We start from the raw sequence: 14,037 nt of genomic DNA, 5'->3' as shown, positions 1-14,037 counted from the left end.
CATTTATCAAGGCCCGGGCGGCCCGACTCTGCTTGGGTTGTGTTGCAATCACAGAGGATATCATCAGATGCGACGTTTCATTCTTGCCGCCTTGCTGGCTTTTGCCGCAGGACCGGTGGCCGCTGCGGATCAGGCCGTCACATATCCTTTCGACGGCAGCTTTGAGGACGCGGCCTTTGCCGTGGAAAGTGCGATTGTCGGGCGCGGGCTGGTGATCGACTATGTCAGCCATACCGGCGAGATGCTCAACCGTACCGCCGCCGATGTGGGCAGCGACAAGGCGCTCTTTACAGAGGCGGACATCTTTCTGTTTTGCTCGGCTCAGTTGTCGCGCAAGGTGATGGAGGTCAACCCGATGAACATCGCCCATTGCCCCTATGGGATCTTCGTGGCCGATCAGGAAGGTGAGATCATGATCGGCTATCGCACCTACCCCGAAGGGGAGATGCAGGAGGTGCAGGCGCTTTTGGATGCCATTGTGCAAGAGGCGATGGAATAGCAGCGATCCTAGCCTGAGGTTGCCTGACGTCTCACTGCACGCCAGGCGCGGATCATCTTGGTGGCAATCTGGAGGAAGCCCGCGCGCGCCTCAACTGCTTGTGGTCCCGATCGGTCTTGCCGATGCCTGCCGCAAGCTTGGATTGGTGGTGCCAACTCTGGGTTTCGCCGTCTGGAGGGGAATGGACAGCAGTGGTCGCGCATCGAGTTGACCCACATCAAGGCAGAAAGGCCCTGCCCACAGTAGCCATGGCCCATTGAAAGGACCGATGCGTGTTTGAGGCATTGATCGATCAATTTGGCGATGGCGCCGTGCTGGCGATGGCAGGCTGTTTGGTTGGTCTGCTTTTTGGTGCGATGGCGCAGCATTCGCGATTTTGTCTGCGCGCGGCCTGTGTCGAGGTTTCCGAAGGCAAGCTTGGACCGCGTCTTCATATCTGGTTGATCGCCTTTGGGGCAGCGGTCGCGTCGGTGCAGGGCGCGATTGCAATCGGTTGGCTGGATGTGTCCGAATCCCGCCAGCTTGCCACCACGGGCAGCCTGTCGGGCGCGATCATCGGCGGGCTGTTGTTCGGGTGCGGTATGATCCTGGCGCGCGGCTGCGCCAGCCGCCTTCTGGTGCTGTCGGCCACCGGCAACCTGCGCGCAATCGTCACCGGGCTGGTGCTGACGCTGGTCGCGCAAGCCAGCCTGCGCGGGGCGCTGGCCCCCGCGCGCGAGAACCTCTCGGCACTTTGGCTGGTGCAGGGAGGGGAGGACCGCAGCCTTCTGACGCAGATGGGGCTGTCTTCCACCATGGTGGCAATCCTGGCGGGCGCGGCGGTGCTGCTGACCTTCGGGCTGTCCCGCCGCAACCAGGTGGCGCCCACCCGCGCCATTGCGGCCGCCGGGGTCGGGCTCGCCGTGGGGTTGGGGTGGTTCTTAACCTATGGGATTTCCCAAACCTCCTTCGAGGTGGTGCCGATCTCTTCGGTGACATTCACCGGGCCTGCGACGGATACATTGATGGGGCTGGTCAACAGCTCCGAACTGCCGCTGAATTTCGGGATTGGGCTGGTTCCAGGCGTCTTTTTCGGTGCCGGGCTGATGGCGCTTGTCACCCGCGAGGCCAAGATCGACCGGTTCGGCCCGGATACGCCCATGGAGCGTTATCTGATCGGTGCTGTGCTCATGGGGTTCGGCAGTATGCTGGCGGGCGGCTGTGCTGTGGGCGCGGGGATGTCCGGCGGGTCGGTGTTCGCGCTTACGGCGTGGGTCGCCGTCTTTTGCATGTGGGTCGGTGCGATGCTGACCCACCGGCTGATGCAGCGCGGCTGGTTGGCCAGGGCGGCCTGACGGCGGTTATCGCTGCGGCACCTCCTGGCGGGGCCTGCGCCAACAGAGCGGTCCTGGAATCAACCCGACCCGCTGCCTGAGCAGGTCCGGATATCGGCGCCCGCAGCGCTGGATCAAGGTCGCGATACCATGATCGGATTTATCCCGAGGGATGCCTATTCAAACTCCATCTGCTCGAACACCCGGCCGGCGTTCTTGGTCGCCAGCTCTTCGAAGGTGTCAAGATTGGCATAGGGCGATTGGTCCACATAATAGGCTTCGGCCAGCCCGCCACCGGCATCGATATGCGCGCCGATCTGTTCCCTGAGATATTCCAGATACCCTTTGGTGTAGCGCCGCACCTGATCCATGTTGGTCGGATGCCCATGACCGGGAATGACATAGGTGGCACCCAGCGCCTCGAACGCGGTATCCCAGGTCTCCAACCAGTCGGCGGTGTAGGTATGCTCGAATATCGGAAGCATCCGTTCGTGAAATGCCACATCCCCCGAAATCACCAGACTCTGATCCGGCAGCCAGACCACGATGTCGCCGGGCGAGTGGGCCGGGCCCAGATACCGTGCCTCGATCCGGAAATCGCCCATTTCAACGACATAGGCATCCTCGAACGTCTCGGTCGGGCCTTGCAGCCGGGTGCCTTCCGCCTGATCGCGGTTGTAGCGCTTCATACTCTCCAGAATACTGCCGCCATACTCCGCGACCTCCATCGCGGCATCGACATGCGCCACGATGGGCACACCCTGCTCGGTCCAGTAGTTGTTGCCCAGAACCGCATGCCCTTGACCGTTCTCGTTAAAGACCAGCTTTACCGGCTGATCGGTGATCGCCTTGATTTCGTCATGCAACGCCTTGGCCAGACCATAGGCTGCGCCCCCGTTGATTACGACGACGCCGTCGCCTGTCACGATGAAGCTGAGATTGTTGTTGTGCCCCGCATTCTCATAGGTCGGTGGAGCGGTCGCCCCAATGGCGGAAAAGACGCCAGGGATGAACTCCACCGGTTTGTCATAGAGCAGGGAGCCGGGATACTTGTCCGCGATATCCTCGCTGGCGTGGGCGCCTGTGGCGATCAGAAAAGGTAGTATCCAGCGCATCACATATCCTCCGATAGAAATCTATACGCGTCCCCGTCGCGTTCGACCCGGCCCAATCCGCCGTCCGGCAGGTGAAAGCCCATCAGCATGATCCTGTCCGCCGCAAGCCGATCCAGCAGCCGCATGCGTGTTTCAGCCCCCATATCGGGATCCTGATCTGCGCCACTGGGCCAGTCCGGGCGGGCAAAGGCCACATGCTGGTTGCCGATTGCATCGCCTCCGACCATCACGGCGTTCGATCCCTCGCGCAGCTCGAACGACATATGTCCCGGTGTGTGGCCATATGTGGCATGGGCCATGACGCCCGGCAGCACCTCGTCACCGTCATCGAAGAACCGGATCTGATCCTCGACCATGGCGAGCCTGCGGGCGGCGCCCACGGCAAAGGAGGCGCGCGCCTCACCGATGGTGTCGATCGTGTCGGGGTCCATCCAATAATCCCATTCGGTCCGCCCGATCATCAATTCCGCGTCCGGAAAGACCGGATCGTCAAAATCGTCCAGAAGCCCCCAAAGGTGATCGGGATGGCCATGGGTAAAGATCACGTGCGTGATCTCCTCTGGCGAGACCCCCAGCGTATCGAGGCTGTCGAACAACGCGCCGGCGCTCGGCATGAAGGCCGACCCGGCGCCGGCATCGAAAAGGACCGTCTTGTCGGGTTGGCGCAGCAAGGTCAGGTTACAGGGCGGCATCAGCTGCTCCGAAGACAGCCCGTGCCTGGCCAGGATCTCACCCACAGGTGCCTCGGGCAGCCCTTCAAAAAACATGCTGCCGGGCAGAACGAGATGGCCGTCGCTGACGCTGTCGAGCGTGCTCTGCCCCAGCTGTACACCGGTGCGCGCAAAGGATATCGACGGACCCCCAGCCAGCGCCAAACCACCCAGGCCCGCAAGGACACGCCTGCGATCAAGTTTCATGTGATCCTCCCCAACAAATTCTATTTAATGAATATGATATGATTGTGGGAGCGAATACAACCCCGTTTCAATTTTTGGGAGTGCCGGGGACGATGCGGGCTGAATTTAGCTCCGACACGTCGCTAAGGCCGGATCGCAGCCTGATGACGGTGGGTTGATGGCTTGAGTTTTTTTCGCTTTCTCCGGCTTGCCGATGTTGCAGCAGCAATGGGTATCCGGCCTCTGGATAGCGTGATCTGACCGGATGGGCTTTGCGAACCTGCCCGTTGATCTCTGCGTGTCGGACCAAACCTGCGACGCGGATCTGAGTTGCGGTATCTGTGTTTGGTGCAGGGCGTGGGCCACTTCCCTTGCATGCTCGGCCAGGTGCTTTGTGTGCCAGGCCGGGGTCTTGGGGTGCCTCTTGTCGTGGTCATGTCCGGAGGGGGCTGTTGCGCACAAAAAAAGGCCCCGATTTGCGGGGCCTTTGATCCTTTAGCTCACTCGAAGGTCAGTTGGGAATCTCGCCCTCGATCCCTTGGATGTAAAAGGTCATCCCGGCAAGTGTGGCGTCATCGGCAACCTCGCCGTCAGCCAGCCAGACCGAGCCGTCCTGTTTGTTGATGGGGCCAGTGAACGCATGGTACGCGCCCGTGCGCAGCGCTTCTTTCAGCGCCAGCGCTTCGGCCTTGACCTCGGCGGGCACCGCGTCGGTGATCTCGCCAATACCGACCATGCCTTCGCTGATGCCGTGCCAGGTGTCGACGCTTTCCCAGGTGCCGTCCATGACCGCCTGGGTGCGGGCGATGTAATAAGGCGCCCAGACGTCCAGGATGGCACTGACCCGTGGGAAGGGCGCGTATTGCGACATGTCAGAGGCCTGGCCGAAAGCCACGACATTCCCGGCCTCCTGAGCCGCGGCATGGGGAGCAGTCGAATCGGTATGTTGCAGGATCACATCCGCGCCCTGTTCGATCAGGGCCTTGGCGGCATCGGCCTCTTTGGCGGGATCGAACCACGTGTAGACCCAGACGATACGGAACTCGACATCCGGGTTGGCCTTCTTGGCATGCAGATAGGCGGAGTTGATGCCCCGGATCACTTCGGGGATGGGGTAGGAGGCGATATAGCCGATGATGTTCGATTCCGTCATTGAACCCGCGATATGGCCCTGCACCGCGCGGCCTTCATAGAACCGTGCCGAATAGGTCGAGACGTTGTCGGCCCGCTGATAGCCCGTCGCATGCTCGAATTTCACATCAGGGAACCGGCTGGCGACGTTGATCGTGGCCTCTCCGAACCCGAACGAGGTGGTAAAGATCAGGTCCGCGCCGTTCAGTGCCATCTGGGTCAGCACACGTTCGGCATCCGGGCCTTCGGCCACATTCTCGACGAACACGGTCTCCACGGCATCGCCAAATTCGGCCTCGACCGCCTTGCGGCCCTGATCGTGGGTGAACGTCCAGCCGCCATCGCCGACCGGTCCGACATAGACAAAGCCGACCTTGGTCTTGTCTTCGGCATAGGCGGATGTCGCCAGGCCGAGCGCCATCACGGCGCTGGTCAAAAGGGTTGTGAGTTTCATTCAGGTCTCCCCAGGTTTGGTTTTTGGCCCCTAGTTCGAGGCATGGAAAATCCGGCCAAGCGAAGCAGGCGCGCTGCTTTTGTCAGCCGAAAGAACAACAAGCACCAGGATGGTGATCAGGTAGGGCGACATTGCCAGATACTCGACCGGAATGGCAACGCCTGCTGCCTGAAGGTTAAGCTGCATCACGGTGATACCGCCAAAAAGATAGGCACCCAGCAGCGCGCGCCAGGGTTTCCAACTGGCAAAGACCACCAGCGCCAGCGCGATCCATCCTGCACCGGCGGTCATGCCTTCGGTCCATTGCGGTACCCGGATCAGCGAGATATAAGCCCCGCCCAGCCCAGCGCAGGCCCCGCCAAAGAGGATCGCCAGCGTGCGGATGCGCACCACCTTATAGCCCAGCGCGTGGGCGGCATCGTGATTTTCCCCAACCGCGCGCAGGATCAGCCCGACTCGGGTGAATTTCAGCATCGCCCAGACCGCCGCGGTCAGCAGGATCCCGAAGTAAAGGATCGGGTCATGGGAAAAGAGGATCGGCCCCACGACAGGCAGATCGCTCAGAACCGGCAGATCCAGTTGCGGGGTGGGCGGCGGTCTGACCCCGACATAGCCCTGGCCCAGAAGGCTGGACAGCCCCAGCCCGAAAAGCGTCAGCGCCAGCCCGGAGGCGACTTGGTTTGCCAGCGCATATTGGGTGAGGATCACGAACAGATACGACAAAAGCGCCCCGCCGATCGCGGCCCCGACGAACCCCACGATGGGCGATCCGGTTTCGACCGAGATGGCAAAGCCGCAGATCGCACCCACGATCATCATCCCTTCGACCCCGAGGTTCAGAACACCGGCTTTCTCGACGATCAACTCGCCGATTGCGGCCAGCAGGATCGGTGTGGCCGCAACCATCAGCGAAGCCACCAGCAGCACAGGGTTAATCGAGGACAGGTCCATGGGCGTTACCTCAGATCATGGCGCAGGCAGCGCAGCGTGACGGTGTCGGCGGGCGTATCGGAGACTGTAAGGATCATCACATCCTCCTGCATGTGTCGGGTGAGCGCGCGCGTCTCGAATCGCTGTACCCAGCCGTCGCTTTGCAACGGGCCGATCAGGGCGAGCTGGTCGTCGAACCGCGTATAGGTTCCGGTCCAGACGAGGGGGTATTCGAACGGGCCGGAGGTCTGGACCCCTTCGGCCCGAAACTGCCCCGTGGCGTCCATTGTCAGTTCCAAACCAAACTCGGATATCGGCGCGCTGTCTGGTGCGACTGCCAGGGCGCTTTGGCAGAACCACTCAGCATGGGCAGGCCCGGCGGCCAGAACGGCAAAGAGAAGGGCGACGCGCATCACGCGGCCTCCCGCCCGGTGCGCCGGATGCGGTAGTTGGTCAGCAGATCCAGCGCCAGCAGAAAGAACAAGAGCATGCCCTGAAACACCTGGATCGCGGCGGCGGGCAGGCCCAGTTGGCTTTGCGCGATCTCGCCCCCAATATAGGTCAGCGCCATCAGGAACCCGGCCAGCAAGATGCCCAACGGATGCAACCTGCCCAGAAACGCCACGATAATCGCGGTAAAGCCATAGCCCACGTTGAAGTCAATTGTCACCTGTCCGGCCGGTCCTGCCACCTCAAAAAGCCCCGCGAGACCGGCCAGCGCCCCCGACATGCCCAGACAAAACAGGATAAGCCGCGCCGGGTTCACCCCGGCAAATCGGGCGGCGCGCGGCGCCTCGCCAGTCAGGCGGATGTGATAGCCCAGCATATGCCGGTTGAGCAGCACATAAGCAAAGATCACCGCGATAAAGGCCGTGAGCACGCCCCAGTGCAGGCCCGATCCGGCGATAATCTCGGCATTATGGGCGCTGGCATATTGCTGAAGGTTGCGCGAGCCGGGAAATCCGAAACCCTCGGGGTTGCGCAAAAGCCCCAGCGCGGCGGAGGCCAGGATCTGTTCGGCCACATAAACCAGCATCAGCGATACCAGGATCTCGTTGGTGCCAAAGCGCACCTTCAAAAGCGCAGGGATCATCGCCCAGGCCCAGCCACCCAAGGCACCGGCCAGTATCATCAGCGGAAAGATGTACCACGCCTCAAGCGGGTAGAACGCCAATCCCACACCGGCGCCCACCACGGCGCCCATGATATATTGCCCCTCGGCGCCGATATTCCAGATACCGGCCCGAAACCCCAGCGACAGGCCGATCGCAATCAGGATCAGCGGCGCGCCCTTGATCAAAAGCTGCGGGCGGTAGAAAAAGGAAAACTCGCCAAACAGCGGCTCCCAGAAAATCGTGAGGATCGCGGCAACCGGGTCCTTGCCCAGCGAGGCAAAGAGGATCCCCCCCGCCACCATCGTCGCCAGAACCGCCACCACCGGCGTGGCCGCCGACCAGAACCGCGAAGGCTGCGGGCGTTTTTCCAACCTGATCATGGCGCGTAGGCCCCCCGGCTGATCCGGGACGGGATGAACGAGACCCGGCAAGCGGGATCGACATCAAAACGCGCGTCAGACATGGGCCACCTCCATACCGTGCGCGCCTCCCATCATCAGCCCGATCTGATCCACGCTCAGATCGGCGGTGGGCCGGATGTCCGAGAGCCGCCCTTCGTTGAGGGCCGCGAACCGGCCACTGATCTCCATCAGCTCATCAAGGTCCTGGCTGATTACCAGCACTGCCGCCCCTTGCGCGGCCAGATCCAGGATCGCCTGCCGGATCGCGGCAGCGGCAGAGGCATCGACCCCCCAGGTGGGCTGGTTGACCACCAGGACCGACGGGTCTTGAAGTACCTCCCTCCCGATCACGAATTTCTGCAAATTGCCCCCCGACAGCGACCGCGCGGCATTGGCAGGTCCCGGCGTGCGCACGTCGAAGGCGGCGATGATCTTTTCGGCAAAGGCGCGGGTGTCCGCCCATTTCAGAAACCCCGACCGTTCCAGCCGCTTCCGGACCGACCCGGTCAAGAGGGCGTTCTCCGTCAGGCTCATATCAGGCGCGGCGGCATGGCCCAGCCGTTCCTCGGGGGCGGCGAGCAGACCCAGCTTGCGCCGGGGATTCGGACCCAGATGGCCAACCGGTTGGCCATGCAGCTTGATCGCGTCGGATGCCGTGCGCAACTCGCCCGACAGGGCGGCCAACAGCTCATCCTGGCCGTTGCCCGCAACCCCGCCGATGCCCAGCACCTCGCCTTCTTGTAGGGTCAGGTGGATGTTTTTCAGCGATGTGCCAAAGGCAGAAGGAGAATTAACCGACAACCCGGTGATATCGAGCGCGACCTCACCCAATGCGTGATTGCGCGGCTCGGGCGTTTTCAGCGCGGTGCCCACCATCATCTCGGCCATGTCCCGGGCGGTGGTCTCGCGGGGGACGCAGGTGCCCACGACGCGACCCAGCCGCAGAATGGTGGCGGTGTCGCACAAGCTGCGGATCTCTTCGAGCTTGTGTGAGATGTAAAGGATCGCGGTCCCCTCGGAGGACAGCTTGCGCAAGGTCTGAAACAGGATATCGACCTCTTGCGGGGTCAGAACGGATGTCGGCTCATCCATGATCAAGAGCTTGGGATCCTGAAGCAGACAGCGAATGATCTCCACCCGCTGCCGTTCTCCTGCCGAGAGATCGCCCACCACGCGGAAGGGATCGAGGGGCAGCCCATAGGTTTCGGACACCTCGCGGATGCGGCGCGCCAAATCCCGCATGGGCGGTGGGTTTTCCATGCCCAGGGCGATGTTTTCGGCCACATTCAGCGCGTCAAACAGCGAAAAGTGCTGAAACACCATCGCGATCCCGTCGGCGCGGGCCGACCGAGGTTCAGGAGGGGCAAACCCCGCACCGCGCAGGGACATCGTGCCGCTGTCGGGTTTCACCAGCCCGTAAATCATTTTGACCAAGGTGGATTTGCCCGCGCCGTTCTCACCCAAGAGCGCGTGCACCTCGCCCACACCGATATCGAAGGAGACATCGTCATTGGCGACAACCCCCGGATAGGCCTTGGTCAGCCCTTGGATGGACAAAAGCGTCTCGGTCATGCCCGCCTATCCTTTGTCTCGCTTTGGTATCTGTCGCGCATCAGCAGCTCGTGCGCCACACCGATGGCGATCTGGGCGGGGTGCTTGCCCAGGGCGGGATCGCCGATGGGGCAGGTGATGCGGGCAATCTGATCGGGGCTGTGGCCCAGCTCGGACAACCTCTTGCGAAAGCGCGCCCATTTGGTGGCCGATCCGATCAGCCCGGCATAGGCAAAGCCGCGGCTGAGAACCTGGTGGCACAGCTCCAGATCCAGCGCGTGGGAATAGGTCAGAATATAGTGCTCTGCGGTGCAGGGCGCATGCGGGGCCAGATCACCCGGGGCTTTCTGCGAGACAACTGTGATCTGCGATGGAATGCGGGTCGGGAACCGGTCGGACACCGTGTCGATCCAGGTCAGGTCCAGATCCGGCAACGGGGCCAGCACATCGACGAGGGCGCGGCCCACATGGCCTGCCCCCCAGATCCAGATATGACGGCTGGGCTGTAAGACCGGTTCAATCATCCAGCCATCAATCAGCGCGGCAACGGGACGGTCGCCCTGCGCCCGAGCCTGCGCCAGAACTCGTTTGGCCGACAGCGGCATGTCCACCTTATCCCCAGCCGCAGGGCGCACGATCAGATCGGGGGATAACTCGGAAACCGTCCTGACATCATGGCGTTCCGATAAAATGCTGACGCGGCCCCCACAACACTGGCCCAGATCGGGACCCAGCGCATGAGTGCTCAGGCGACGGCGTTTATCCCCAGCCAGCATCTGTCGCGCGGCCTGGGCCATTTCAAACTCCAAGGCGCCGCCGCCAATGGTGCCCGATTGCCCATCCGCCCAAACCAGCATTGCGGTCCCGACACCGCGCGGTGACGATCCGGCCAGATCGGCGATGACCACACGCACGACGCGGCCATGGGCTTTGACCGCGCTCTGCAACCCTTTGAGATCGAAGCTCATGTCATGGTCTCCAAAGTGGCCCAGATCCGTTCGGCCGTCGCGGGCGCATCTAGCGATGGATAACGGTTACCACAAGCCGCCACCGCGTCGCTCAGCGCCAGCAGAGCAGATATCCCCAGCATGAGGGGCGGCTCTCCCACCGCCTTTGAGCGATAGATCGTCTCTTCGCGGTTCTGGGCGTCCCAGAGGGCCACGTTAAAGACATCCGGGCGATCCGAACAGGCCGGGATCTTGTAGGTTGAGGGGGCATGGGTGCGTAACCGGCCCGCATCGTCCCACACCAGTTCCTCGGTGGTCAGCCAGCCCGCGCCCTGCACATAGCCGCCTTCGATCTGACCCAGATCGATCGCGGGGTTCAGAGAGGCGCCCGCATCATGCAGGATGTCGGTGCGCAGAATGCGGTTTTCTCCGGTCAGTGTATCGACCGCCACTTCGGTCAGGGCGGCGCCATAGGCGAAATAGAAAAACGGACGGCCCGTGCCCCGGATCCGGTCCCACTCCAGCGACGGGGTTTTGTAAAACCCCGCCGCCGAGAGCGACACGCGCGCCATCCAGGCCGATTGCGCGGCTTGCGCAAAGGATATCGCATGATCGCCCACATGGACCTGACCGCCCTCAAAACGCACCGCATCGACCGCAGTCTGATGTCGTTCCGCCAGGTGGGCTGCGATCCGGTCGCAGATGGTGTCGCAGGCGGCCTTGACCGCCATCCCGTTCAGATCGCTGCCTGATGAGGCGGCGGTGGCCGAGGTGTTGGGCACCTTGCCGGTATCTGTCGCGGTGATCCTGATGCGCTCCAGCGGGAGACCGAACCGCGCCGCGGCCACCTGCGCCACCTTCTGGAAAAGACCCTGTCCCATCTCTGTCCCGCCGTGATTGAGATGGACCGAACCGTCCTGATAGACATGTACCAGCGCGCCCGCCTGATTGAGATGGGTCAGCGTGAACGAGATCCCGAACTTAACTGGGCTGAATCCGATGCCTTTCTTGATCACCGGATTTTGCGCATTCCAATCGGCAATCGTCTGTTTGCGCGCCGCGTAATCGGCCCTCTGCAAAAGCTGCTCGGTCAGCTCATGCAGCTCGAAATCGGTCACTTTCATGTTGTAGGGCGTGATCCCGGGGCTTTGCCCGTCGGCCACGGCGCGGGCCGACGGGTAATAGTTGCGCCGCCGCAGTGCCACCGGGTCAATACCGCTGGCATGGGCGACGTGATCCATCACCCGTTCGATCCCCAGCATGCCCTGCGGTCCGCCAAAGCCGCGAAAGGCCGTGGCGCTGCACATATTGGTGCGCAGGCGGTGGCTTTCGATGCGCATATGGGCGATGTCATAGGCGTTGTCGGCATGCAGCATGGCGCGGTCGGCCACCGGCAGCGACAGGTCCATCGACCAGCCGCAGCGCGTGTAATGCCGGAACGACACGGCCAAGACGCGGCCCGCATCGTCATAGCCCACATCGTAATCGATGCGGAAATCATGGCGTTTGCCGGTAATGATCATATCGTCATCCCGGTCATAGCGCATCTTGCAGGGCTTGCCGGTCAGGCGCGCGGCCACCGCACAGGCGATGGCCAGCGCATTGCCCTGGCTTTCCTTGCCGCCAAAGCCGCCGCCCATGCGCCGCGTCTCGACCCGGACGGCATGCATGGGCTGGCCGATGGCGTGGGCCACCTTGTGCTGGATCTCGGTCGGGTGCTGGGTCGAGGAAAAAACATGGCAATCGCCGCCCTCCTGCGGCCAGACCATGGCCGCCTGGCCCTCGAGATAGAAATGCTCCTGACCGCCGATCTCGATCCGGCCTTGCAGGCGGTTGGGTGCCGCGGCCAGCGCTGCGTCCGTCGCACCCTTTTCATAGATGCGCGGGCCATCCTCAAACCGGCTGTCGGCCTCCAGCGCCTGTTCGATGGTCAGGATCGGTTCGGTTTCGGTGATCGTCACGCAGCCCAGCCGTGCAGCCTTGCGCGCGGCCAGATGGCTGCGGGCGATCACCAGAAACAGAGGCTGACCCGCGTAATACACCTCTTCTGTGGCGAGCAGCGGCTCATCATGGTTTGACGGCGAGGTATCGGCGTCAAACTCCAGATCGCCCGCCGTCAGCACGGCCACCACATCGGGGGCCGTGCGGACCGCGTCCAGATCCATGACTTCGATCCGGCCGCGGGCGACATCCGAGAGGCCAAAGGCCAGATGCAGCGTGCCTGTGGGTGCTGGGATATCATCGACATAGCGCGCCGCCCCGGTCACATGCAGGGCCGCCGCATCATGGGGCAGCGGCTTGGCGATGCTCATGGCCCCACCTCCAGCACCGAAATCGCTGCGCCCTGATCCTCCAGCCAGGCGCGGCGCAGCATGGCGCGCGCGCTCTCCAGCCGATAGGCCGCCGAGGCGCGCATATCCGTGAGCGGCGTAAAATCGGCCTCGAAGGCGGCCTGAGCCCGCCGCACGGTTTCTTGGGTCCAGGGCTGGCCCATCAAGGCCGCCTCGACGGCGCGCGCGCGCTTGGGTATCCCGGCCATTCCTCCAAAGGCGATGCGCGCCTGTTGCACCATGCCGTTCCGGGTGGTGATGTTGAACGCGCCGCACACCGCCGAGATGTCCTGATCGAACCGTTTCGACAGCTTGTAGACCCGCAGCCGGTCGGGCTGATCGGGGATGCTGACCGCCTCGACGAACTCGCCCGGCGCGCGGTCCTGTTTGCCATAGTCGATAAAGAAATCCTCAAGCGCGATGTCGCGGCGCGCGTCGCCCTTGCGCAGGTGCAGCCGGGCGCCCAGGGCGATCAGCGGTGGCGGGTTGTCCCCGATGGGCGAGCCATTGGCGATGTTACCGCCGATGGTGGCGGCATTTCGCACCTGGGCCGAGCCATAACGGCGGATCATCTCGGCATAGGCGGGGTGCTGTTCTTCCATCGCGGCATGTACACGATCCATTGTGACTGCGGCCCCAATGCGCAGACCGCCCTCCGTCCGGTCCATCCGCTGTAAATCAATGCACCCGTTCAGGAACGCGACCGGGCCCAGGTCGCGCAGCCCTTTGGTCACCCAAAGACCCACATCGGTGGCCCCGCCCACAAGCGTGCCCTCGGGATGGGCCATGTACCACGCGGCCAGATCATCGCTTGATTGCGGGAGAGCCGTACCACCCGCGCCGACCTCCGGCACCGCATCATGCATCCAGTCAGGCACCGGTTCCACCGCCGCTGCCTGAGCGGCGCGCAGGATGGGCGCATAGCCTGTGCACCGGCAGAGGTTGCCCGCCAGCGCGTCGTCAAAACGGGTTTCGCCATTCAGATGGGCGCAGGTCATCGAGGTTATGAACCCGGGTGTGCAATATCCGCACTGGCTGCCGTGATGGTCGATCATTGCCCGCTGGACGGGATGCAGCACACCGTCCGGCCCGGCGATCCCCTCGACCGTGCGCACGGCCTTGCCATGCAGTTGCGGCAGAAACAGGATGCAGGCATTCAGCGTCCGCGCGCCATGTTCATCGGTTACGATCACCGTGCAGGCGCCACAATCGCCCTCGTTGCACCCTTCCTTGGTGCCGGTCAGTCCACGCCCCTCACGCAGCCACTCCAGAAGGGTCAGTGTCGGGTCCGGTTCGGTGAGGCAAACGACCTCTGCGTTTACAACAAACGTGATCTCCATCTGTGACAGACCTGT

12 protein-coding genes are annotated in these 14,037 nt (G+C 63.0%); 2 read left to right on the top strand and 10 right to left on the bottom strand.

The window, feature by feature from the left end; translation table 11 throughout:
* Window positions 1–67: 67 nt before the first annotated feature.
* Window positions 68–499, top strand: coding sequence for a DUF302 domain-containing protein (locus tag HEP69_RS16250; protein ID WP_290559577.1), 432 nt, complete (start codon window positions 68–70; stop codon window positions 497–499).
* 272 nt (window positions 500–771) lie between these two features.
* Window positions 772–1,833, top strand: a complete 1,062-nt coding sequence (locus tag HEP69_RS16245) for a YeeE/YedE family protein (RefSeq protein WP_290559576.1) — start codon at window positions 772–774, stop codon at window positions 1,831–1,833.
* A 155-nt stretch (window positions 1,834–1,988) separates the two neighbouring features.
* Here HEP69_RS16245 and HEP69_RS16240 read toward each other — a convergent pair whose 3' ends face one another.
* The 10 genes from HEP69_RS16240 to HEP69_RS16195 form a co-directional block, all read right to left on the bottom strand.
* Complete coding sequence (locus HEP69_RS16240; RefSeq protein WP_290559575.1) at window positions 1,989–2,927, bottom strand: MBL fold metallo-hydrolase; 939 nt, start codon at window positions 2,925–2,927, stop codon at window positions 1,989–1,991.
* Window positions 2,927–3,844 (bottom strand): MBL fold metallo-hydrolase, encoded by a 918-nt coding sequence (locus HEP69_RS16235; protein WP_290559574.1) that lies wholly within the window; start codon window positions 3,842–3,844, stop codon window positions 2,927–2,929. Before HEP69_RS16235 ends, HEP69_RS16240 begins: the two co-directional genes overlap by 1 nt.
* 490 nt (window positions 3,845–4,334) lie before the next feature.
* Window positions 4,335–5,408: a BMP family ABC transporter substrate-binding protein gene (locus HEP69_RS16230; protein ID WP_290559573.1), complete on the bottom strand. Its 1,074-nt coding sequence runs from the start codon at window positions 5,406–5,408 to the stop codon at window positions 4,335–4,337.
* 30 nt (window positions 5,409–5,438) lie between these two features.
* The gene (locus HEP69_RS16225) at window positions 5,439–6,359 is read right to left on the bottom strand and encodes an ABC transporter permease (RefSeq protein WP_290559572.1); all 921 of its coding nucleotides are present in this window, start codon (window positions 6,357–6,359) and stop codon (window positions 5,439–5,441) included.
* 5 nt (window positions 6,360–6,364) lie between these two features.
* On the bottom strand, window positions 6,365–6,751 hold the full coding sequence (locus HEP69_RS16220) for a hypothetical protein (protein ID WP_290559571.1): 387 nt from the start codon (window positions 6,749–6,751) through the stop codon (window positions 6,365–6,367).
* A complete protein-coding gene (locus HEP69_RS16215) occupies window positions 6,751–7,833 on the bottom strand; it encodes an ABC transporter permease (protein ID WP_290559570.1) in 1,083 nt (360 codons plus the stop codon). The genes HEP69_RS16220 and HEP69_RS16215 overlap by 1 nt, the downstream gene beginning before the upstream one ends.
* Window positions 7,834–7,908: 75 nt before the next feature.
* On the bottom strand, window positions 7,909–9,426 hold the full coding sequence (locus HEP69_RS16210; RefSeq protein ID WP_290559569.1) for an ABC transporter ATP-binding protein: 1,518 nt from the start codon (window positions 9,424–9,426) through the stop codon (window positions 7,909–7,911).
* Window positions 9,423–10,373, bottom strand: coding sequence for a xanthine dehydrogenase accessory protein XdhC (xdhC, locus tag HEP69_RS16205; RefSeq protein WP_290559568.1), 951 nt, complete (start codon window positions 10,371–10,373; stop codon window positions 9,423–9,425). The genes HEP69_RS16210 and xdhC overlap by 4 nt, the downstream gene beginning before the upstream one ends.
* Complete coding sequence (gene xdhB, locus HEP69_RS16200; RefSeq protein ID WP_290559567.1) at window positions 10,370–12,664, bottom strand: xanthine dehydrogenase molybdopterin binding subunit; 2,295 nt, start codon at window positions 12,662–12,664, stop codon at window positions 10,370–10,372. The genes xdhC and xdhB overlap by 4 nt, the downstream gene beginning before the upstream one ends.
* Complete coding sequence (locus HEP69_RS16195; RefSeq protein ID WP_290559566.1) at window positions 12,661–14,022, bottom strand: xanthine dehydrogenase small subunit; 1,362 nt, start codon at window positions 14,020–14,022, stop codon at window positions 12,661–12,663. The genes xdhB and HEP69_RS16195 overlap by 4 nt, the downstream gene beginning before the upstream one ends.
* Between the last annotated feature and the right edge of the window lie 15 nt (window positions 14,023–14,037).

Source organism: Aestuariivita sp. (assembly GCF_021404545.1).
GTDB lineage: Bacteria > Pseudomonadota > Alphaproteobacteria > Rhodobacterales > Rhodobacteraceae > Aestuariivita.
Note: the sequence above shows the minus strand (reverse complement) of the source record. Positions and strands in the feature narration are given on the sequence as shown.